Raw genomic sequence first — 22,973 nt, forward strand, 5'->3', positions numbered from 1 at the left:
GTTGTCGCAACCGCCGCGCGCCGGCCACATGGTCATTCGGACGCCGTGCCATCGGCCCCTTGGCCGTCGGGCGCTTCGGACGGCGGTACGGCGCCCCCGGGCGCATGCCGTGCATGGCAGCATTCGCCCACGTCATGCGCGTCGGGCAACAGCATCGCCTGCTGGTTGCGGATCAGTTCATTGCAACCGGCGTTCGATGGCGACGTGACATCGCCCGGCACCGCATAGAGCCGGCGGTTGAGTTCGTTCGCCCAACGCGCTGTGTTGAGCGCGCCTGAACGCAGCCGCGCCTGTGTGACGACGACCGAGCCGGCCATCGCGGCGATGAGCCGGTTACGCAGCAGGAACCGGTGGGCGAGCGGCGCTGTGTCCGGGCACAGTTCGCTGATGAGCGCGCCATGGTTGGTTTCGATCGCCTCGAAGAGCCTCCCATTGCATGACGGTCCCATACGGTCGAGCCCTCCCGCGAAGACAGCGACCGTGCGGCCGCACACATCGGCGGACAATGAGGCGAGCGTATGCACGGCGCTCCAATGCGCCGCCGCGTCGACGCCCATCGCGCCGCCCGATATAACGGTATGGCCGCCAAGGCATGCCTGGGCGGCGAGCGTGGCCGTCACCTCGCGCCCATAGGCGTTCATGCCGCGTGACCCGACGACCGCAAGCGGTTCGGAACACGCGGCCAACGCCCGCGCATCGCCGCGTACCCACAGGCACACCGGCGGCGCGTAATCGGAACGTACATCGAGGTCGTCAAGCCCATGCGGCCATACGTCATCGGTTGGCGTGACGACACGCAATGCGCCGTCCTTCGTGAACCATGCGCGCAGCATGTCCGCGTCCCACGTCGGCAGCGCCGCAAGCCTCGCATGCCAACGTTCGACCGATTGCGAGAACCGGGCGCGCGAGCGTGGCCGCAACGTGCAGCCCCAGCGGGCGATGCCAAGGGCCAGGTCGCGTTCGAGCATGCGCATGCCCTCGTCGCGTTCGGTATGTGTCGCGCGGTCCATCGACAGGACGAGGCCGGTGAGCACCTCATGGGCGTCGGTGGCGCCCTTGAGCAACGCGGCCATCATGATGTCGGCGTCGTCGATGCAATGGGTGAGCAGGCATCTGGCGAGCATGTCATCGCACACGCCAAGCAGTGTATGGGCCTCATCGGTCATGTCAGCTCCTTCGTACGCAATGCGATCGCGCGCACCATGTCCTCATCGTCGGGCCGTCCATGCCCTGCGAGGTCGGCGAGCGTCCATGCGAGGCGCATCGAACGGTCAGCGCCTCGTAGACTCAGCCGTTGCGAGCCGAGCGCCTCGTTGACGACCGCGAGCGCGGCCGCGGGCGTATGCTCGCGCAGCCAGGAACCCGACGCCTGCGCGTTGCAGCCCCATCCGAGTCCGGCGAAACGTGCGCGGGCTATCCGGCGCGCCTCAAGGACACGGCCGCGGATCATGTCGCTCGTCTCGCCGCATGCCGCGGACGCCGCGCCGATATGCGAGATCGGGTTGACCGGGATCTGGATGTCGATGCGGTCGAGGATCGGGCCGGAAAGCCGCGCAAAGTACCGGATACGGTCGCGCTCGCGGCACGAGCACCGTTCGCCCGTGCCGTACCCGTAGCCGCACGGGCATGGGTTCGCCGCCATGACGAGCTGGAACGAGGCCGGATAGACGGTTGTGCCTCTCGACCGTGAGACGGCGACGATGCCTGATTCGAGGGGTTCGCGCAGCGTCTGCAGCGCCCGGGGCGCGAATTCGGGCGCCTCGTCCATGAACAGGACGCCGCGGTGGGCCCTTGTGACGGCCCCCGGTTTGCCGATGCCGCTGCCGCCGCCGACGAGCGACGGCACCGTGGCCGTGTGGTGCGGCGCCTCGAATGGCGGCACGTCGGTTATGCCGTATGCGCCGAGCGTGCCGCACAACGAACGGATCGACGCGACCTCGAACTGGTCCTGTTCGTTCAATGGCGCCATGATGCCGGGCAGGCGTGAGGCGAGCATCGTCTTGCCGGTGCCGGGAGGCCCGACCATGAGCACATGGTGCCCTCCCGCGGCGGCCACTTCAAGCGCCTGTTTCGCCTCCTGCTGGTCGACGACCTCCGCCATGTCCCCGACCGTGGTCGGTTGCGCGAGGTCGTCGGCCGTATGCGCCATGCCCGGCAGCGTGTCGCGGATCGCATAGGTCGCATGCGCGCCGAACATCTCCATGAGCTCGCCGACATGGGCGACGGTGCGCACGTCGAGCCCATCGACGAGTCCGGCCTCGTCGCGGTTCGCGAGCGGCACGATGACGCGGTGCAGCCCGCTGTCGCGCGCGTGCAGCAGGATCGGCAGCAGCCCGTTGACTCCATGCACGCTGCCATCGAGGTTGACCTCGCCGAGCACGACCGTGTCGAGCAGGCAATCGTGTGGGATCACGCCACTTGCGCTCAGGACCGCCGCGGCGATCGCCAGATCGTGCGACGAGCCGCGTTTGGGCAATGAAGCGGGGGACATGTTGACCGTCACGCGCGTCTGCGGCCATGCGAACCCACTCGCGGTGCACCCTGACTTGACGCGTTCCCGCGCTTCGCTCAACGACGCATCGGGCAATCCGATGATCGAGAAATACGGCAGGCCCGGCGAAATGAACGCCTGCAGCTGGATCGTGAACGCCTTGAGTCCGATGAGCCCCACGGAAAGGGCGTTGCCTATCGCCATCAGAACGCCTCCGGGATATGTCGGACATCGACGTCGCCGCCGCTGACGGCCACAGTGATGACATCGAAGCGGATGCCGATGTGCGGCACCGTCTTGCCGCATGCATTGAGCCATTGCACGGCCGCGCGGCGCAGATTGGCCTGTTTGCCCGGATGCACGGCCTCCTCGGGGGCTCCGAAGCGTTTCGTCCGCCGCGTTTTGACCTCGACGAACAGGATCGTGCGGTGCGGCGTGAGCGCGATGATGTCCAATTCGCCGTACCTCGTGCGCCAGTTCGCCGCGATGACGCGCATATGGCGGCTTTCGAGCCATGCCTGCGCGGTCATCTCCCCGATGGCGCCGAGCTCGCGGCCCGTCACCCCCGGCGCGGTGATCCGGTCCATGCAGGCGCGCAGCCTCGCATACCGCTCGTCATCCTCATCGCCGAACTCGTCGCCGATGAGGCCATCGCCGACCTCGAAGACGCATTCGTCGACAAGGCCATCGTCATCGACGGCGCTGAGCGTATCGGTGCCTTGCACGGCGTCCCTCCCGGTTTCCTTGCATGTGACGCACGTGCGAGGCAATGCGCCGAACGCCGGTGCGCCCCACATGTCCCCGTCGTCGGCGAAGGCCCATGCCTCATCCTCATCCATGTCATCCTCCTGTTCCCGCGCTTGCGCGCCTTGTCATCCGACCGTTGGGCTCCATCGAAGCAGGGGCATGGCGCCATGTGGATGACACACCGGCAGGGTGTGTCGGATGTGGATGGGCGCATGTTTTTCCACAACAGGCCGCCGCGATGTGGATGGGTGGGGCGGGCTGGCGGAACGACGGGCGTCGGCCGATGGGGCGGGGCGGCGGAGATACGAAGGGGGCCGTGCGCGACCGTATCGGTCGCGCACGGCCCCCTTGGGTTCGCCGGAAGCGAACCATGTGCCGCGCCGGATCAATCGACGAGGTTCGTCAATTCGCCAAGACTCAGCTCGAAGCTCACGCCGCGTTCCTCGTAATGCGGCTGGAAGCGCGTCTGCGCCATCGCATTGTGCACGAACTCGCCGGCGAGGCGCGCCGAAGCGGCGAGGTCGAGGCCGGCCATGACGCCGCCAATCATCGCGGACGCGAACGCGTCGCCTGTGCCGTGGCACATGAACGGCAGCTTCTCATGCACGCATTCGGTCATCGCGTCGGGCCCGGCCTCACGGTTCGCGACGAAGTTGCGGATGCGTCCGTCATTGTGGTCGATGCCTTTGAGCACGACGTTCTTCGCGCCCAGGTCGAACAGCGCGCCAATCGTCGCGCGCACCTGCGCGTCGGTGATGTCCTGGCCCGGATAGTCGGTGCCCGTCAGGATCGACGCTTCGGTGAGGTTCGGCATAAGCAGGTCGGCGCCGTCGACGAGCGCGCCCATCGCCTCGCACAGTTCGGCCGTATACGTCGGGTACATCTCGCCCGCGTCGCCCATGACCGGGTCGACGAAGCGCAGCGCGTTCGGGTATTCACGGTAGAGCCGTTCGATGATGGCGACCTGGTCGGGCGAGCCGAGGAACCCGGAATACACGCCGTCGAGGTCGACGCCTTCCTTGCCCCATGCGTCGAGATATGCGCCGAGCATGTCGGTCGTGTCCTCCATCGTGAAGACCTTGTAGCGCGTATGCGCCGAGAACAGCGCGGTCGGCACGGGGCACACATCGCAGCCGGCCGCCGACAGGATCGGGATCGCCGCGGTGAGCGAGCATTTGCCATAACCGCACATGTCATGCACGGCGGCGATGCGGGGGATGTATTCACGGTTGCGGTTGTAGAGGGTGGTCTCGGTCATGGCGTCCTTCCTGATACTGGTACGTTGTGCGGCATCCGCCTTCGTACGCCAACTGTAGGCCGACATGGCGCGTTTCGCATGCCGTTACACCCCAAGCGGCGCACGTCCGGCGTGTCGCGGCGGGGCTGCGGCGCCGTCGCGTCGGGCGGGACGCATTGCCGTCATGCGCCGCGATAGACGGATATAGATAACGGCGATAACGCCGCGCTTGCATGCGCCCGCACACGCCTTCTACAGTCGGACGTGGGCGGTGCGTCCGGCGCGCCGCACATGGTCCCGCCACACCACGACACAAGCCGACCACTTCGACACAACCCGACCGCTTCAGACGAGACAAGGATGGCCACGATGACGAACACGACACCCAATTACCACTTCGAGACGCTCCAGCTGCACGTCGGCCAGGAGCAGCCCGATCCGGCGAGCGACGCGCGCGCCGTGCCGATCTACCAGACGACGAGCTACGTCTTCCATGACTTCGACCATGCGGCGGCGCGCTTCGGGCTCGCCGACCCAGGCAACATCTACGGACGTCTGACGAACTCGACGCAAGGCGTCTTCGAGGACCGCATCGCCGCGCTCGAAGGCGGCACGGCGGGGCTCGCGGTCGCGTCGGGCGCGGCGGCCGTCGACTACGCGGTGCGCAACATCACACAGTCGGGCGACCACATCGTCGCCGCGAAGAACATCTACGGCGGCACCTACAACCTGCTGCGCCACACACTCGAACGCGACGGCATCCGCACGACGTTCGTCCCGCTCGACGCGGCCGCGTTCGAGGACGCGATCGAGGAGCACACGAAACTCGTCTATTTCGAGACCTTCGGCAACCCGAACGCGGACCTTCCCGATTTCGAGGCGATCGCCGAAGTCGCGCACCGCCACCATCTGCCGGTCATCGTCGACAACACGTTCGCGACACCGTACCTGTTCCGTCCACTCGAACACGGCGCCGACATCGTCGTCGAATCGGCGACGAAGTTCATCGGCGGCCACGGCACGACACTCGGTGGAGTCATCGTCGAAGGCGGCGCATTCGATTGGGCGGCCGTCCCGGGCAAGTTCCCGACGCTCACCGAAGCCGACCCCTCATACCATGGGCTCAACTTCTACGAAGCGCTCGGGCCGGCCGCGTTCGTCACACGCATCCGCGCGATCCTGCTGCGCGACACGGGCGCGACGCTGTCGCCATTCGCCGCGTTCCTGCTGCTCCAGGGCACCGAGACGCTCTCGCTGCGCGTCGAACGCCACGTCGAGAACGCGCTCAAGGTCATCGACTACCTCAAGATGGTGCCCGAGGTCGAATCGATCTCCCATCCGTCAATCGAAGGACGGCCCGACCATGAACTGTACGTCAAATACTTCCCGAACGGCGGTGGATCGATCTTCACGTTCGACATCAAGGGAGGCCGCGACGCCGCGCGCGTGTTCATCGACAACCTCCACCTGTTCTCGCTCCTCGCGAACGTCGCCGACGCGAAGAGCCTCGTCATCCACCCCGCGTCGACGACGCATTCGCAGGAATCCGAGGCCGAACTCGAGGACCAGGGCATCCACGAAGGCACGATCCGCCTGTCGATCGGCACCGAATACATCGACGACATCATCGACGATCTCAAGGGAGGCTTCGAAGCGGTGCGCGCAAGCGGCTTCGCACAGTGACCCCGGACGGGGCGCGGACGACGGCGCATGATATGGCAGGCGTGGCGGCGGCAGCCACGCCTGTTATGCTGTGACTAGTCGTTTGTCTGCTGTAACGGATACGTTCACGTGTTGTGGACCGGCCTCACCGAACGAACGGTCGGGGGCGTGCGTGTCCGTTCCTTCTGATCCCGATGGAGTATGGTGTGGCCGACATTATCACCGTGATGAATCTTGGATGGGCGTACGCGCCGGCGTCCGAAGGGGACGACGCGCGCACCGCGCTGCACGACGTGAGCTGCTATGTGCAGAAGGGCAGCACCGTCGGCGTCATCGGCCCGAGCGGGTCGGGCAAATCGACGTTCGCGAAAGCGCTCGCCGGCATCATCCCGCATTGCACCGCGGGCACGTTGACCGGCTTTGCACGCATCGCCGGCATGAACGTCAAAAGCACGTCGGTCTCCAACCTGTCGTTGCGCGTGGGATACGTCGGACAGGACCCCGCGGCGCAGATCGTCTCGGAGACGGTCGGAGAGGAAGTCGCGCTCCCACTCGAGAACCGCGGTGTCGCACCCGACGAGATCAGCGCACGCGTCGGCGACGTGCTCGCGATGCTGCATATCGAGGCGTTGCGCGACCGGCTCATATCGACGCTGTCCCAAGGCGAACTCGAACGTGTCGCGATCGCGGCGGCCGTCGCCGCACAGCCTGATGTGCTCATCCTCGACGAACCGATGGGCGCGCTCGACGAACAAGGATGCGACGACCTGTTCGCGGCCATCGAACGGATGCGCAAGGACGACGGCATGACGACGCTCGTCATCGAACAGCACACGCATGCGCTCGCGCGCCACGCGAACACCGTCTTCCTCATGGTCGGCGGCGAGATCATCCGCCGCACGAGCGCGGACATCTTCGCACGCGAAGCGGCGTTGCTCGAATCGGTCGGTGTCGACGTCCCACATGGCGACCCACCGATGCTCACGATCGCCGACGATGAGACGGGCGCGGCCGAGGAACCGGCGGTCGTGTTCGACCACGTCTCACACCGCTACGCGCACACCGCGCCACAGGATCCGCCGGCGCTTGACGACGTCGCGTTCGCCGTCGAACGCGGATCGTTCGTCAGTGTCACCGGTGCGAACGGATCGGGCAAATCGACACTCCTGAAGATGCTCGACGCGCAAGTGCGCACGCGCACCGGACGCGTCACCGTCGCAGGCGTCGACGTCGCATCCCGTCGCACACAGCAGATGGCGCGTCTCGTCGCCTACGTCGGACAGGACCCGTCGCGCATGCTCCTCGGCGGCACCGTACGTGAGGAGATCGCACGTGGCGCACGCGCCGGCGGTATACGCGAACACGAGGTGAACGCACGCGCCAATGAGATGATCCGGTTGTTCGACCTGTACGACGTCGAGGATACGCCGGTGTCGCGCATCGGGGCGGGACAGCGGCGCGCGACCGCGCTCGCCGCCGCGCTCGCGGCACGTGCGCCCGTGCTTGCGCTCGACGAACCGCTCGCCGGATTCGACGTGCGGCTGCGCACACGGCTGCTCGACGCACTCGCGCGCATGTGCGCCGAAGGCACGACCGTCATCATCGCGAGCAATGACATCGCGGCGGTCAACGGATACTGCACCTATGCGGCACGGCTCGACGGTGGTCGCCTTGTCGACTACGGCAGGGTCGCGGTGCGCGTCCGGGACGAGAGGGATGGCCGGGGACACCGGTCTGCACGGCAAGGAGTTGCACGATGATGAACGGACGGTTCTGCACGCCGGGCGGCGGCTGGCTGCACCGGCTCGACACGCGCGTGAAGGTCTTCGTCTCGGTCGCGCTCATCGTATTGTGCGCGTGGTGGAGCAACTGGGTCTTCCTCGCGGCCGTGCTCATCATCGAGCACATCCTGTTCGCCACCGACCGCACACCGGCGAAATCGGTTGCGTCCGTATGGGGCGTGTTCGCGCCGGTATGCGTGCTCGTCGCGGTCATCATGCTGTTGTGCCTCGGCGGCGATGGCGATACGGTGCTGTGGCAGGCCGGCCCGTGGCGTGTGAGTGCGCGCTCGCTCGCGTCGTGCGGCATCGTCGTGCTCAAGATCATCGACATCGTCTTCGCGGTCATGCTCACGGTCCTGACGACGAGCAGACGCGATTGGATCCGCGCGTTGTCGGCATGGCATGTGCCGTATCCATCCGCGTCACGCTTCGTCGACCGGCTCAACTGGCTGCCGCGTTGGCGGCAGGCGCTGCGCGAGGCGCGGCTGCGCCAGGAGATCCGAGGCATGCGCGCGACGCCCGTCTCCCGGATGTGGACATGGTCGATCGCGCATGACCTCATGCGCCGGCACTCCGACAACATCGTCGTCGCCGAACGCCTGCGCGGCGTGTACCTCGACCGAGGGTCGGCAAAACGCACCTTGATGCAACCCGCGCATATGCGACCCGTCGATTGGGTCGTGTGCATCGTGGCCGTGCTGCTCACTGCGGGCATCGTCGCGATGATCGTGCTTGGCTGGTAAGACGTTCCGTTCGATTGGCGCGCGGGGCGGGCATCATCCTCAAGGATGATGCCCGCCCCGCGCGTTTTCCGTCCCACGCACGATGTCGCCGCGCCCCGCGCGCCGGTACCGTGGATGTCATCATCCCAACGGCATCGACGCGGCGCGGCCGCGTCCACAGGAAAGGACCATCGATGACAAGCGCAACGGCAACATCGGCACAGACGGCTGGCGCGCAGCCGTTCCACACGGCGCAGCCGCATACGGCGATCGAGGCGATCGACCTCGTCAAGGACTATGGCGAAGGCAGCAGCGTCGTCCATGCGCTGCGCGGCGTCAACGTCGCGTTCGAACAGGGCAGGTTCACGGCGATCATGGGGCCGTCGGGCTCAGGCAAGTCGACGCTCATGCACACGATGTCCGGACTCGATGGCGCGACAAGTGGACGCGTCATGTTCGAAGGGCACGATCTGACGAAACTCGACGACAAGCATCTGACGATGCTGCGCCGCACACGCATCGGCTTCGTCTTCCAGAGCTTCAACCTGCTGCCGATGTTCACGGCGGAGCAGAACATCCTCATGCCGCTCACGCTCGCCGGCGCGAAGCCGGACCGCCAGTGGTTCGACCTGCTCGTGCGCACACTCGGCATCCAGGACCGCCTCGCGCACCGGCCCAACGAGCTTTCGGGCGGCCAGCAGCAGCGCGTCGCGATCGCGCGCGCACTGATCACGAAGCCGGCGCTCGTCTTCGCGGACGAGCCTACAGGCGCGCTTGATTCGGTCTCGAGCGCCGAAGTGCTGAGCTTCCTCAAAAGCTCCGTCAAGGAACTCGGCCAGACGATCATCATGGTCACCCATGATCCGGTCGCCGCGTCCTACGCGGACCGTGCGATCGTCTTCGCCGACGGCAACATCGTCGCGGACGTCGACGATCCGACGGCGGCGCAGATGAGCGAACTGCTCATGCAGGAGCGTGAACAGGCGACACGGGGCGGCGGGACGGTGCCGCTGCCGGTCCACAAGGCGCTGCGCACGCAGCAGCCCGTGCGTTGAGACGCCACCGGGACGCCCATCGGAACACAAGGGAGGATATGACGATGCTATCGGTGACGATGCAGATGATGAAAAAGAACATGAGGATGCTCATCCCCGCAGGGATAGCGATCCTCATCGGCACGGCGTTCATCACGGCGACATTGCTGTTCACGAACGCGCTCAACATTTCGCTCGTCGATCGGACGACGGGCCAATACGGCCAATCCAACTACGCGGTCAGCCTCGACGACGCGACGTTGCGCAGCGATGGGGAGGTGCCGTCGCTCGCCGGCGCCGAGGCCAAGCGGATCGGGGAGATCGATGGTGTCGAAAGCGCCCGCCTCGACGTCAACACGAACATCATGCTGACCGGAGGCGACACGCATGCGAGCGGCTATGGCATCCTCGGCGCCGAAGACGGCAGGACATTGCCGGTCGAGGCGTCGCAGGGACGGTTGCCGTCGTCGATGACCGACGACGAGATCGCGATCCCGGCCAAGACGGCCGACCAGCTCAACGCGCATGTCGGGGACACGGTCACCGTGCGCAGCACCTACGCCGACAGTCCCGTGGACGTCACCGCAAGGATCGTCGGACTGACGACCGATCCACATAACGTGTACGGATACTATGGCGGCGGCTCGGTGCTCTCCCCGGCGCTCATGACCAAGCTGTTGTCCGATCCGTCCTATGACGATTTGCACGGCTATGGCGCGTTCCTGTACGTCGACCCGGCCGATGCGTCCACGGTCGCGGGGAAGGTCAAGGCGCAGCTGCCCGAACACTACCAACTCATGACGCGCGAACAGCTCAACGAGCGCGCGATCAGACAGCTCAGCGATAGCGGCGGCGACGTCACGAAGCAGTTCCTGCTCGCGTTCGGCGTGCTCGCGATGGTCGTCGCGGCGCTTGTCATCGCGAACACATTCCAGGTGCTCGTCGCGCAACGCCGCAAGACACTCGCGTTGCTGCGCACGATCGGCGCGACGAAACGCCAGCTGTACGTCTCGGTCCTTGAAGAGGCCGGCATGCTCGGCTTCGTCGCCTCGGCACTCGGCGTAGGCGCCGGCATCGGCCTCATGGCGGTCGCCGCGCAGACGACGCGCCACCTCGACAACGGTCTCGGCACGCTCACGCTTGATGTCACATGGCAGTCGGTCGTCTATCCGATCGTCTTCGGCATCGTCGTGACCGTGCTCGCCTCGGTCGGCTCGGCGCGTGCCGCGACGAACGTTACGCCGCTTGAGGCGATGCGTCCGATCGAGCTGAGCGAGAACAGGAGGTCACGCAAGGGCAGGGCGGTCTTCGGCCTGCTGCTGCTCGCCGGTGGCATCGCCGCGATGGTCGCATCGATCCCGATGGCCGCGCAATCCTCCGATTCGGCAAGCCAGATGGCGCTCCTGCTCGCCGTGCTCGGTTGTGGGCTCGTGTTCATCGGCCTCGCGTTGACGGCGATCTTCTGGATGCCGAAGCTCATGAAGGCCGCGGGCTCGTTCGTCGCGCTCTTCGGGCCGTCTGCGAAACTCGCAAATGCGAACATCCAGAAGAACCCGCGCCGCATCTCGGCGACCGGCACGGCACTGCTCATCGGCGTCACGCTCATCTCGACGCTCGCGACGGGCGCCGCCGCTGCGAAGGCGACGATGAACGAAGCGCTCGACACGCGCTATTCGGTCGACATCGTCGTGACCGGTGACGACCTCGCGCAGTCCGATACACGCAAGGCCGCAGCCGAGCAGGGCATCGCGGCGTCGCTTGAGGCGCCCACGGCGATGGCCGTGTTCACCGACGGCAACGGCAACAAGGTGAGCACGCAGGTCATCGGCATCCCGGACGTCGCCTCGCTGCAGCGTGTGTTCAACATGAAGCTCGACAACCCGGTCCCGACACTTGGCGACGGCGACGTGATCCTGCCCGACGCGAACATCCAGACCGGCAAGTCCTTCGGCATCAAGGACGGCAGCGTCGAGATGACCGGCTACACGGTCCCCGAAGGGAGCTCCGGCGACGGCGAGCCGGACGGCGACGTCATCTATGGCGAGCCGGTGACGCTGCACGCCGAGCAATACGACTTCCACCGCGTCTCGCAAGGCGCCGAGGCCGTCGCGTTCGTCAACCGCGCCCTCTTCGAGAACGGCACGTTCACACAGACCGGCGACATCGCGATGTTCAAGGTCAAGATCGAACAGGGCCAATCACTGTCCAACGTCGTCGAGGCCATCCAGAAGGACTACGCGGGGTCGCCCACGGCGGTCTTCACCGGACCGGTCGCCGAACGCAGCCAATGGGAATCGATGGTCAACATGATGCTCATGCTGCTCGTCGCACTGCTCGCCGTCGCCGTCGTCATCGCCGTGATCGGCGTCGCGAACACGCTGAGCCTGTCGGTCATCGAACGCACACGCGAATCGGCGACGCTGCGCGCGATCGGCATGACGAAAGGCCAGCTCAAGCGTTCGCTCGCGATTGAGGCGATGCTCATCTCGGTCGTCACAAGCATCGTCGGCATGGTCGTCGGCACGTTGTTCGGATGGCTCGGCATCTACATCGTGATGAGTTCGATCGCCAAGGTCGCGTTCGTCGTCGATTGGGGCACATACGGCATCATCCTCGCGGTCGCCGTCCTGTGCGCGCTCCTCGCGAGTGTGTTCCCAGCGCGCCGCGCCGTGAAGACACCTCCCGTCGAGGCGCTCGCCGAGGCATAAGGGTTTGGCCGGCGCGGCCGCACCCTTCCTCTCCTCTTCGTCGAGGCCGCGCCGGCCGATGCCACCGCCCTGTGCGGTGACGGTTGATCCCCGCCGTCCCTGTGGGCGGCGGGGATCAACCGTATCTGCGCGCCGAAGGGCGCGAAAGGTCACACGAGATGGTTCTCGTAGGCGAACACGACGGCCTGCACACGGTCGCGAGCATTGATCTTCTGCAGGATGTGCGCGACATGTGTCTTGACGGTCGGCAGCGAGATGAACAGCTTATCGGCGATCTCCTGGTTGGACAGGCCGTGCGCGATCTCGACGAGGACCTCGCGTTCGCGTTCCGTGAGCGTCGCGAGTTCCGGGTCCACATAGTCGTCCGCCGCGCGCGCGGCGTCGGTGTCCGCGTGGGGGATGCCACCTTCCATCATCTTCTCGATGAGCCGTTTCGTGGCCGTCGGCGCGATGATCGCGTTGCCCTGGCAGACGGTGCGGATCGAGTTGAGGAGCGTCTCCGGTTCGGTGTCCTTGAGCAGGAAGCCGGAAGCTCCCGCGTTGATCGCCGACATCACGTATTCGTCAAGGTCGAACGTCGTCAGGATGATGACGCGTGTATGGCGTTCGCCTTCCTCGTTCGCATGCGCGTATGCGGTGATGCGCGCCGTCGCCGTCAGACCGTCCATGCCCGGCATGCGCACGTCCATCAGGACAATGTCCGGGTGCAGTTCCTCGACGAGTTCAACGGCCTTTCCACCATCGGAGGCCTGTCCGACGACCTGCATGTCGGGTTGTGAATTGATGACCATCGTGAATCCGACGCGGATGAGTTCCTGGTCGTCGGCGATCACGATGCGGATTCTGCCATTGTCTGCCATGCCGTCCAGTCTAGCCGGACGGGTGCGCCGCGCTTAGTGCCGCGCGCGGTCGGCCCCGCCCGTCCGCCTGAGCTGCTCGTTGAGCGGCCGCGCGGGTGTGAGGTTCGGTGTCCGGTCATGGTCGCCCTCATCGCTGAACCCGGTTTCGCGCAGCACGCTGAGCAGTTCGCGCATATGGGCGAGCGCCGTGCGTCCTTGTGCGCCGATCTGCGCGAACGCGTCGGTGATGAACTCGGGCGATGGTGTCCTGCCATGTGCGAGGTCGTCGTCGATCGTCGACAGTTCCGTCGTGGTCTGCTCGATGACCGCGTTGAGTGTATCGCTCACTTCCGAACGGATGTTCGCGCTGATGCGGTCGCGTTCATGGTTCGCCGCGATGATGCGCTGTTTGTCGCGTTCGGCTTCGAGTGCCTCGGCGCGCGCCTGCAACACCTGTGGATTCGTCCCGCCGAGTTTCGTCCACGCGCCGAGTGCGTACGCCATGACGCAGAAGAACAACGCGAACGCGCCGTATTGGATGAACGCGGCATCGGGGGAGCCGTAGAACCCCGCGTCGATTAGCTGCTCCGGCGTATGCGAGAGCCATGCGAACAGGCTCCGGTATCCTGCGACATTCATCGCGCACCGCGCCGCGAACACCACGCATCCGAGCGTGAAGAGCGGCACGACCCATTTCCAGCTGCCGGCTTTGCCGTAGAGCGCGACCGCGTAGATCGCGAACAGCACATAGAGGTCGGCCGTATAGAAGCTGGGGAGTGCGAGCAGCTGCAGCAGGCAGATGGCCGCGACGGCCGCGGCGACGGCGCGTGGAAAACGCCTGCGCAGCATGAGCGGTGTGACGATGCACCATGTCACGAACACACCGAGCGCATGCATCCGTGGGGAATTGTCCGGCGTGCCCAGGAACATGACCGGTTCCGCCAACGAGGTGACGCATCCCAGGAGTGTGAACATGACGACGTCCATGAGCACATAGTGGCGTTGCGTCCAACGCGACATTCTCGAGATCCAGTTGCGTGGGCTGTCGTCCTCGACCTGTTCGAACGGTTTTGAGCGCAGTTTGTCGCCGAGTTTGACGAAGAACGGCCATACGATGCGCTCGTCGGGGGCATGCCGCTGCGGTGGTGTTGTGCCGTCGCCCGCTGTGATGTCGCCGTCGGTGACATCGTCTGCGGTGCCATCCGCATTGTGCAGGGCGCCGTCGCTGCCGGACGTCGCATCCGCCGCGCGCACGGTGGTGTCCCCGGTGCCGACGCGCATCGCCTCCGATGCGGGAGCGGATGTCTCGGATCCGCCGGTCTGCTCGGGGACGCCTTGTCCGAGCGGGACGCTCGCATGCACGTTGAAGCCGCCGGAGAGCCGCGGTCCGGAAGCGGCGGTGCCACCGACCGCTCCGATGCGTTCACGCATGCCAAGCAGGCCATAGCCGGGCTTGTGCCCGTCCAATGACGATGCCGCTCCACGGCCGTCGTCATCGATGTCGATCGTCAACGTGTGCACGTCCCAACGGACCGTCACCGTCACGCCGACATGCGTCCCCGCATACTTGCGGATGTTCGTGAGCGCCTCCTGCACGACGTGGTACATCGCGACGCTCGCCTGCTCGCTGAGCGCGGACGGGCGCTCCTGTCCGATCGTGCGCACCGTGAGTGTCATATCGGGGGAGACGGCGCGCGCCTGGTCGATGAGCGCATCGATGTCCGTGATGTCCGCGTGCGGCGAGCCGCCGAAGACACCGAGCAGCCGTTTCATATCGTGCAACGCGCGTTCGGATTCGCGGCGGATCGTCTCCATCGTCCCGCGCGCGAGCTCCGCGTCGTCGCGCGCGGCGTAGCGGCCGCCGTCCGATTGGATGATGATGATTGACAACGTGTGCGCGACGATGTCGTGCATGTCCCTCGCGATGCGTGCGCGTTCCGCGGACGCCGCGATCTGCCGTTCCTCCTGCTCGCGTGCGACGATCGCGTTGTTGCGTTCGTTGAGCAGTATGACCGTCTGTTGGCGTGCACGCTGCCAGAACGCGACGATGACGGCCATCGCGAGCGGCAGCGAGATCGACACGAGCACGATGACGAACGCCTCACCGAACATGCGTCCGCATACGGCCCGATGGGCAGGGGAGAGGACCGGGCACACGAAATACGCGTCGAGATCATCCGCGCTGCGTGATGGGCGCAACGGCCCGAAGACCTGCACCCACGCGTTGACGAGCGACGTGACCACATCGAGGACACCCGCGGTGATGAGGTACCGGCGCACATCGGCGCGTTCGCCATGGACGATCGCCGCGCACAGCATCGGCACGGCCATGAAATCGGCGATGACGAGAGAAGGGCCGAACACCAGCTGGATGACGACGGTCACGATGAACCAATGTGCGGACGTGCGCGGGCGCACACGGTGCAATAGATACGGCGCGGTCAGCAGCACGCTCCAGACGGCCGAGCACAGCGGCGCCCACCCCGACGACGACGGATAGTCGAGGAACAACCCTGCGCCATTGTTCCATATGAACCCCGCGGACATCGAGAACCACAACAGCATCAACAACGCCGTCTCAAGACAGTCGACGAGGAGCGCACGGTGCGCGCGGAACCACGGCACCGCGCGCGTGCGCAGCGAATCGAAGGACATGCGGCCCAGCGTAGCGTGCGCGCACACCGAAGGCAATCATCCGAACGGACGAGACCGGTCCATGTCCGCACTGCGGGCTGAGATGAGGACATGCACGCCACCGCATCGGCATGCCCGGGGCGGGACGCGCAAGCCAACGATACAGCCAAGGAAGGGAGCGCGTATGGGACTGCTCGCCGAATACTATCTGCCGGGAATGCACGTGGCGGAACATGCGATCGACGTGCCGCTCGACTGGAAAGGGCACGAACCCGGCCGTGGGTTCGACGGCCCCCATATCACGCTGTTCTACCGGGTGCTCACCGCGCCCGACCACATCCACGACGATATGCCGCTCCTGCTGTTCCTGCAGGGCGGCCCCGGAGGCGCCGGTCCACGCCCGCTCGATCCGGCATCCGACGGATGGATCGGCGAGGCGATCAGGCATTTCCGCGTCGTGCTGCCCGACCAGCGCGGCACGGGACGTTCCTCGCACATCGACTCGAACGTCATCGGGACGATGGATGGCGCCACGGGCGCCGCATACCTCAAACGGTTCCTCGCCGACTCGATCATCCGCGACTTCGAGCATCTGCGCCGCACCGAATTCGCCGGAAGCCTGTGGACGACGCTCGGGCAAAGCTACGGCGGGTTCCTCACGCTCACGTACCTGTCGTTCTTCCCGGCGGCGCTCGCGGCCGCGTTCACGACGGGCGGCATCCCGCACGTGCCCGCCGACGCGACCGATGTGTATGTGCATACGTTCCCGCGCATGAAACGCAAGACCGAACAGTTCACGGACCGGTACCCGCTCGACCGCGCACGCCTTGACACACTCGCCGACAAGCTCGCCGACGAACACGTCACGCTGCCCAACGGCGACCCGTTCACCGTCGAACGGCTGCAGACGCTCGGCTCGTCGTTCGGCATGAAGCCGAGCTTCGAACGCGTCCACTGGCTCCTCGACGAGGCGTTCGCCGCAGGCGACGGCAGCGCGTCGATGGCTTCGCCGCTCACCGACGATTTCCTCGCCGGCGTCATGGCCGCGACCTCGTCGAACCCGTTGTACTGGCCACTCCAGGAATTCATCTACGCGAACGGCGAACTCGACAAACCAATCGACTGGGCGGCGCAGCGTGTACGCGACACGTTGCCGGAGTTCTCGACCGATGCGCGGCCGCTCCTGCTCACCGGCGAAGCCGTCTTCCCATGGATGTTCGAGCAGGAACGCGCGCTCAGGCCGTTCCGTGCGGCCGTCGAGGCGCTCATGCAGGAGACGGTGTTCGGCACGATCTACGACGCGCGCCAGCTCGAACGCAACACGGTGCCGCTCCAGGCGGCCGTCTACTTCGACGACATGTACGTCGACTCGTCGTTGAGCCTCGACACGTTGTCGCGCGTCGGCAATGCGCATTACTGGGTGACGAACGAGTTCGAACACGACGGCGTGCACGGCGCGAAGGTCTTCCGCCATCTGTTCGCCGAGGCGCTTGACCGCGGCGACCTGCGCAAGCTGTTCTGAGGCCATCCGCCCGTTCGGCCGGCGGCATATGGCGCATGTCGCGCATCCGCAACACATATGCGCTACGGTGGCACACGGCGCAACACATCGCGCGGGGCGCGCCCCGCGCAGGCAGACAATGACGGAAAGGAACGACATGGCACAGACATGCACGATCGGATTCATCGGATTCGGCAACATGGGACAGGCGATCGCCCGCGGGCTCGTCGAGGCGGGGACGGTCGACGGCTCGCAGATCGTGGCCTGCGCGGCCCACTATGACAAACTCCTCGAAACGACGGGCGCGATCGGGGCGCAGGCCCTCAAGGACGCGAAGGAGGTCGTCGACGCCGCGGACGTCGTCGTCGTCGCGATCAAACCGCACCAGATCGAGACGGTCATCAGGCCGGTCGTCGAGGACCTCGCACGCTCCGACAAGTTCGTCGTGTCGATCGCCGCCGGATGGACGCTCGCGCGTTTCACGACGATGATGGGCGAGATGAGCGAACTCATCCATCTGCAGTGCACGATTCCGAACACGCCGATGGCAGTCGGCAAGGGCGTGCTCGTGACCGAGACCGACAACACGCTCACCGACGCGCAGCGCGCCGTCTTCGAAGAGGTCTTCGGTTCGATCGCGCTCATCGAACGCGTCGACGGTGACCATATGGACATCGCGATGTGCCTCTCCGGATGCGCGCCCGCATTCACCGACATGTACATCGAGGCGCTCGGCGACGCCGGCGTCAAATACGGGCTGCAGCGCGCGACCGCGTACCGGCTCGCAGCGAAGATGGTCGAAGGCGTCGGCGCGCTGTACATGGCGACAGGCACGCATCCCGGGGCGATGAAGGACGCCGTATGTTCGCCTGGCGGCACGACGATCAAGGGCGTCGCCTCACTTGAGGAGAGCGCGTTCCGCGGCGCCGTCATCCGCGCCGTCGACGCGATCGAACAAGGCTGAACCTCCTCGGCGCGCACGTGGACGGCTGGCGGCGTTGACGAGCGGCAACGCTACAGTGGGCGGTATGTCTCTTACCATCGGAATCGTCGGACTGCCGAACGTCGGCAAGTCCACCATGTTCAATGCCCTCACCCGCAACAACGTGCTCGCCGAGAACTACCCATTCGCCACAATCGAGCCGAACACCGGCATCGTGCCGCTTCCCGACGACCGTCTGCCGGTGCTCGCCAAACTCGTGCACACCGAGAAGATCGTGCCGGCGACGGTCACGTTCGTCGACATCGCGGGCATCGTCAAAGGCGCGTCGGAAGGCGAAGGCCTTGGCAACAAGTTCCTCGCGAACATCCGCGAGGCGGATGCGATATGCGAGGTCGTGCGCGCGTTCGAAGACGACGACATCGTGCACGTCAACGGACACGTCGATCCGGCGGACGACATCGATACGATCAACACCGAACTCATCCTCGCCGATCTGCAGACGATCGACAACGCGCTGCCGAAACTCGAAAAGGATCTGCGTGGCAGGAAAATCGAACCGTCGTATATGGACGCCGTGAAGCAGGCGAAGGCGATCCTCGAATCCGGACGCACGATCGACGCGGCGGCACAGGCAGGTGAAATCGACAAGAACGATGTCCGCGACCTCCATCTGCTCACCGCGAAGCCGTTCATCTACGTGTTCAACGTCGATGACACCGAATTGACGAACGACGCGTTCAAGAAGAAACTCACCGACCTCGTCGCCCCAGCGCCCGCGATCTTCCTCAACGCGCAGTTCGAGGCAGAACTGACCGAACTCGACGAGACGGACGCCCGCGAGATGCTTGAGGATGCGGGTCTGTCCGAATCCGGCCTCGACCAACTCGCGCGCGTCGGATTCGACATCCTCGGCCTGCAGACCTTCCTGACGGCGGGCGAGAAGGAAGTGCGCGCCTGGCAGATCCACAAGGGGTGGACCGCGCCGCAGGCCGCCGGCGTCATCCACACCGATTTCGAAAAGGGCTTCATCAAGGCCGAGGTCGTCTCCTATGACGACTTCGTCGCCGCGGACGGCTCGATCGCGAAAATCAAGGAGGAAGGCAAGCTGCGCCTCGAAGGCAAGGACTACGTGATGCAGGACGGCGACATCGTCGAGTTCAAGTTCAATGTCTGAGCGACTGTAGCGTCACGATACGAAAACGGCGGAATCCCAACGGTTCACGGGTTGTGAGCCATACGGAATCCGCCGTTTTCGCGTCTTGGGTGAAATGGCGGAACGAGCCACGTCCGCGACCGATTGCGCCACGGATAGAGTGCTCATAGAGTGCCCTAGTGAACAGGGCACCCAAACGGCGCACGACGACGCGCTCGCCGACCACAGGAGACCGACATGCCAACGACACGACGCACCAAAGGAGCCGGCAGCGTATTCCAGGACAAACACGGCATCTGGCACTTCCGACGCGACATCGGCCCCGACCCCGTCACCGGACGACGGCGCACCGTCGAAGCCAAAAGCAAAAACAAGGCGCTCGCGCGCCAACGCTACGAGGAGAAGGTGGCCGAATACCAGCGCACCGGCGTCCTTCCCGGCGCCAAAAGCCCACGCGTCGCGGACTACGCCGAACGCTGGCTCGCCGACTACCGCACCCGCGTCAAACCGAACACCTACACCACGCGCGCCGGACGCATCAAGGCATGCTGCGAGGTCATCGGCTCCATCCGCCTCGACCAGCTCACGCCCGAACACATCAGGCTTACGATGCGCACCCTCGGCGCACGCCTCGCCCCGAGCACACTCAAGGACCACTACGTCAGCCTCAAGATGATGCTCGACCAGGCCGAACTCGACGGCCTCATCCCGATCGACCCATGCCGCAAGGTCAGACCACCCCGCGTCGAACAGACCAAGACACGCATCCTCGACCCCGACCAGCCCAGAAAACTCATCGAGGCGGTCCCCGCCATCGGGCACACCGAACACAGACCATCGGACACCGACGACGACACGGAGACATGGACGCTGCTCTTCGAGATCGCCTTCATGACCGGACTGCGCCCGGGGGAGCGACGCGCCCTCATGCCCTACCAGCTCGAAACACGACGCGGCATCCACGGCATCAACGTATGCCAGCAGATCCAACGCTACGGCACCCCCGACCGCGCCATCATCCCGAAATGGCTCGATGCGACCCACCTATGGGGCGCCCTATGGCTCACCACGCCCAAAACCGCCGCCGGACGCCGATTCGTACCACTGCCCGACGGACTATGGCAGCGTCTGCACGACCGCATCCGCAGGCTGCACATCGGCGACCACGACCTCGTCTTCACCACCCACCTCGGCCGCCCCGTCAGCGACAGCAACGAACGACGGCACTTCAAGGCCGCGCTCGCCGCCGCTGGACTGCCCGACGTCAAACTCTACAGCGCCCGCCACTGGACCGCCACGATGACCGCGCTCGCCGACATGCCCGACGACGCCCGCATCGCCATCATGGGCCACACCGACCCCGCCATGACCAGACGCTACACGCACCGCGACATCGTCTCCATAGCCGGACTCATGGCGCAGGCCATCCCGGACATCGCCTCCGACGTCATCGAAGCGGAAATCATCGATGAAGACGCGTGAAACACCGACGGCTCATATCAACGTTCATGGTTCGAACGATTCGGCTGCCATCTCGTTCATCGAGCGGCGGCCTCCGAACATGGCGTACACGATTTTGCTGGACACTATCGGTCGGTTTGCGTTCCGGTGCTCTGTCCCTCGTCGGAATACAGGGCAGGAATCGCCGGTATGAGTTCTGATGGCATTTCATGCATTCTGAATATCTGCACGAAATCGGCCCTTGCGTACGGCCATGCCGTCAGCGCTTCGAGTTTGGGATCATCGCGTTCGTTCTCATCTTCCGGAACGAACCGGGCGGCGTAATGCAACTCGACCACGAACTTCGATGCACTCTCATCCGCATCCCTGTCGGTCTCGAGGTTCTTCTCCGCTTGGGCGGATGGACGTATCAGAATAGCATAGGTGATTTCATAGGGCCATGGTTTTTCGCCAGCCGGAACGTTACTGGCGTACGTGATCTCCACGGAGAAGTTATCCCCCAAAGGGGTCTCGATATCGTTCATGGAATGCTGCCCCATGAGCATGATCTGTTCAAGCCTCATTCGCATCACGCTCCCCACATCGAAGAGGCGACCCCGCTCCTGCGCCCATCCGACCATGTGCTTGCTATGCGCTCGCGGCCTCTCTGCTTGCTGAGCTGAAGCTTGGCATGTCTGCGACCATGCGGCAATAGCTCGGCCGGCTCGACATGGTAAGTGATGCGGATGCCGACTTCGATGGCATAGTCGTTGAGTCTGTCGAGCAACCCGGTGCGTCCGTTTTCGATCTGGGATACGTATCCCTGCGTCACTCCCATCTCGTCCGCGAGATCCTCCTGACGCATGCCTCTCATCTCCCGCATGGCGACGAGCTTGCGCAGCAGCGCATGTGCCTCCGCGTAGTTGTCGAATGCGAGCTCTCTGTAATCATATGCAGGTGCCTGTGCCATGATCACTCTCCTCTTGATATTAGATATAGTAATACTACCGTCCAGGGGATACTAGGAGCACACCCATCCGCCTTCGGCGCACCGCGAGCAGGTCTCGATTGCCGCGGTGATGAAGTCGTCCTGCTCGGCATGAATCGCTCCATCATCGCCGCTGGATACATCCTTACGGTGAATCAGCAACCCGAAAATCACGCCGGTGTGATCCTCCGGCTCGGCGTCGTAGTGCCTGATGAGCACCTGCCGGCCATTCCCCGGCAGCAACGACGTATGGAAGCCCCAATGGAACTCGAACATGGGGGCCGGAGCCTCCTTCGACCGCGCCAGATGAATCACATCGCTACCAGGAGTCAGTTGACCCTTGGCTGCGGCCAGCAGCATCTCCTCCACATTGGCGGAGAGCAACATCCGGAACTTGTTGAAACGCTGTGGTCCCAGCAATTTCTTGTTAAGCAGCTCATTCGCGCACCTCAACGCGAACCAATCCGCAACCTTACGCTCGGTCGTCTCCTCATCCGAATCGATATGCTCACCATGCCATTCGTGGCTCTTCTCAAGTTAGTGTGTAAGGGCCGTGCTTCATCATTGCTTGTGTGATAGAAAAATTGAATGAGGAAACACGGCCTGAACCCGAGTTTATCGTGTTCGACCCCCAACGTTTCCTTGGTTTGGATGAGATGGGTCTTCGTGTGCTCTCGTGGCGGCGTCTTGGCAGGCCGGACGGCCCGGGATTAAGGCAGATCAGGTGCGAGCCGGACTCGCACGACGCACGCTGGTGCCCCTCGTGCGGCGCGTATGCCAGGGTGCGTTCGTCGTGGCTGCGCACGCTGGCGCATGTGCCCTACGGCGACGACGCGGTGCATCTGCTGGTGCGCGTGCGCCGCTACGAGTGCGTGCCGTGCTCACGCTCGTGGAGCGATGATCTTGAGGCGGTGGGCGCCGGCAGGGGCGTGTTGAGCGTGCCGGCGGTGATGTGGGCGCTGCGGCGCGTGTGCCTGGACTCGATGACTGTCTCGGCGTGCGCCAGGCTGCTTCATGTGGCATGGGCGGTGGTCGACCGGGCGGTGCGCGAGCAGGGCATGCTGCTGCTCGAGCAGGCCGACCGGTTCTCCTC

19 protein-coding genes are annotated in these 22,973 nt (G+C 65.1%); 10 read left to right on the top strand and 9 right to left on the bottom strand.

Features of this window, described 5'->3' with window-relative positions; genetic code table 11:
• Positions 1-32: 32 nt before the first annotated feature.
• The 4 genes from B1526_RS08250 to B1526_RS08265 form a co-directional block, all read right to left on the bottom strand.
• Positions 33-1,166 (bottom strand): DNA-processing protein DprA, encoded by a 1,134-nt coding sequence (locus B1526_RS08250; protein ID WP_095615559.1) that lies wholly within the window; start codon positions 1,164-1,166, stop codon positions 33-35.
• Positions 1,163-2,695, bottom strand: a complete 1,533-nt coding sequence (locus B1526_RS08255) for a YifB family Mg chelatase-like AAA ATPase (RefSeq protein ID WP_095615560.1) — start codon at positions 2,693-2,695, stop codon at positions 1,163-1,165. The genes B1526_RS08250 and B1526_RS08255 overlap by 4 nt, the downstream gene beginning before the upstream one ends.
• On the bottom strand, positions 2,695-3,330 hold the full coding sequence (locus B1526_RS09350; protein ID WP_235607112.1) for a YraN family protein: 636 nt from the start codon (positions 3,328-3,330) through the stop codon (positions 2,695-2,697). Before B1526_RS09350 ends, B1526_RS08255 begins: the two co-directional genes overlap by 1 nt.
• 293 nt (positions 3,331-3,623) lie before the next feature.
• Complete coding sequence (locus B1526_RS08265) at positions 3,624-4,496, bottom strand: pyridoxamine kinase (protein WP_095615561.1); 873 nt, start codon at positions 4,494-4,496, stop codon at positions 3,624-3,626.
• Between the two features lie 348 nt (positions 4,497-4,844).
• Between B1526_RS08265 and B1526_RS08270 the strand changes: the two genes are divergently transcribed.
• The 5 genes from B1526_RS08270 to B1526_RS08290 all read left to right on the top strand — a co-directional run bounded on the left by B1526_RS08270 (position 4,845) and on the right by B1526_RS08290 (position 12,382).
• Positions 4,845-6,158 (top strand): O-acetylhomoserine aminocarboxypropyltransferase/cysteine synthase family protein, encoded by a 1,314-nt coding sequence (locus B1526_RS08270; RefSeq protein ID WP_095615562.1) that lies wholly within the window; start codon positions 4,845-4,847, stop codon positions 6,156-6,158.
• Between the two features lie 185 nt (positions 6,159-6,343).
• On the top strand, positions 6,344-7,897 hold the full coding sequence (locus B1526_RS08275) for an ABC transporter ATP-binding protein (protein WP_235607113.1): 1,554 nt from the start codon (positions 6,344-6,346) through the stop codon (positions 7,895-7,897).
• Positions 7,894-8,661 (top strand): energy-coupling factor transporter transmembrane component T family protein, encoded by a 768-nt coding sequence (locus B1526_RS08280; protein ID WP_095615564.1) that lies wholly within the window; start codon positions 7,894-7,896, stop codon positions 8,659-8,661. Before B1526_RS08275 ends, B1526_RS08280 begins: the two co-directional genes overlap by 4 nt.
• 173 nt (positions 8,662-8,834) lie before the next feature.
• A complete protein-coding gene (locus B1526_RS08285) occupies positions 8,835-9,695 on the top strand; it encodes an ABC transporter ATP-binding protein (RefSeq protein WP_095615565.1) in 861 nt (286 codons plus the stop codon).
• 44 nt (positions 9,696-9,739) lie between these two features.
• A complete protein-coding gene (locus B1526_RS08290; protein WP_095615605.1) occupies positions 9,740-12,382 on the top strand; it encodes an ABC transporter permease in 2,643 nt (880 codons plus the stop codon).
• A 149-nt stretch (positions 12,383-12,531) separates the two neighbouring features.
• Here B1526_RS08290 and B1526_RS08295 read toward each other — a convergent pair whose 3' ends face one another.
• Together B1526_RS08295 and B1526_RS08300 are read right to left on the bottom strand one after the other, a co-directional pair.
• Positions 12,532-13,242, bottom strand: coding sequence for a response regulator (locus B1526_RS08295; RefSeq protein WP_095615566.1), 711 nt, complete (start codon positions 13,240-13,242; stop codon positions 12,532-12,534).
• A 33-nt stretch (positions 13,243-13,275) separates the two neighbouring features.
• On the bottom strand, positions 13,276-15,876 hold the full coding sequence (locus B1526_RS08300; RefSeq protein ID WP_133088528.1) for a sensor histidine kinase: 2,601 nt from the start codon (positions 15,874-15,876) through the stop codon (positions 13,276-13,278).
• Positions 15,877-16,039: 163 nt separating this feature from the next.
• On the opposite strand from B1526_RS08300, the gene B1526_RS08305 reads away from it, so the two are divergent.
• From B1526_RS08305 to B1526_RS08320, 4 genes are all read left to right on the top strand, one after another.
• Positions 16,040-17,377 carry an alpha/beta fold hydrolase gene (locus B1526_RS08305; protein ID WP_095615568.1) on the top strand — a complete coding sequence of 446 codons (1,338 nt, stop codon included), beginning with the start codon at positions 16,040-16,042 and terminating at the stop codon, positions 17,375-17,377.
• A 136-nt stretch (positions 17,378-17,513) separates the two neighbouring features.
• Entirely contained in the window at positions 17,514-18,320 is an 807-nt protein-coding gene (gene proC / locus B1526_RS08310; protein WP_095615569.1) for a pyrroline-5-carboxylate reductase, read from the top strand.
• 64 nt (positions 18,321-18,384) lie between these two features.
• Complete coding sequence (ychF, locus tag B1526_RS08315) at positions 18,385-19,473, top strand: redox-regulated ATPase YchF (RefSeq protein WP_095615570.1); 1,089 nt, start codon at positions 18,385-18,387, stop codon at positions 19,471-19,473.
• Between the two features lie 216 nt (positions 19,474-19,689).
• Positions 19,690-20,934, top strand: a complete 1,245-nt coding sequence (locus tag B1526_RS08320) for a tyrosine-type recombinase/integrase (protein ID WP_095615571.1) — start codon at positions 19,690-19,692, stop codon at positions 20,932-20,934.
• A 104-nt stretch (positions 20,935-21,038) separates the two neighbouring features.
• On the opposite strand, the gene B1526_RS08325 is transcribed toward B1526_RS08320, so the two are convergent.
• Genes B1526_RS08325 through B1526_RS08335 form a run of 3 tightly spaced genes read right to left on the bottom strand, consistent with a single transcriptional unit; the run spans position 21,039 to position 22,267 of the window.
• A complete protein-coding gene (locus B1526_RS08325) occupies positions 21,039-21,476 on the bottom strand; it encodes a hypothetical protein (RefSeq protein WP_133088530.1) in 438 nt (145 codons plus the stop codon).
• A 5-nt stretch (positions 21,477-21,481) separates the two neighbouring features.
• The gene (locus B1526_RS08330) at positions 21,482-21,862 is read right to left on the bottom strand and encodes a helix-turn-helix domain-containing protein (protein WP_235607115.1); all 381 of its coding nucleotides are present in this window, start codon (positions 21,860-21,862) and stop codon (positions 21,482-21,484) included.
• 51 nt (positions 21,863-21,913) lie between these two features.
• Positions 21,914-22,267 carry a hypothetical protein gene (locus tag B1526_RS08335; protein ID WP_133088532.1) on the bottom strand — a complete coding sequence of 118 codons (354 nt, stop codon included), beginning with the start codon at positions 22,265-22,267 and terminating at the stop codon, positions 21,914-21,916.
• 197 nt (positions 22,268-22,464) lie between these two features.
• Here B1526_RS08335 and B1526_RS08340 point away from each other — a divergent pair.
• Positions 22,465-22,973, top strand: a 509-nt coding sequence (locus B1526_RS08340; protein ID WP_456061924.1) for a transposase family protein, incomplete at its 3' end; no start/stop codon positions are given.

It is taken from the genome of Bifidobacterium criceti (genome assembly GCF_002286935.1).
Classification (GTDB): Bacteria; Actinomycetota; Actinomycetes; order Actinomycetales; family Bifidobacteriaceae; genus Bifidobacterium; species Bifidobacterium criceti.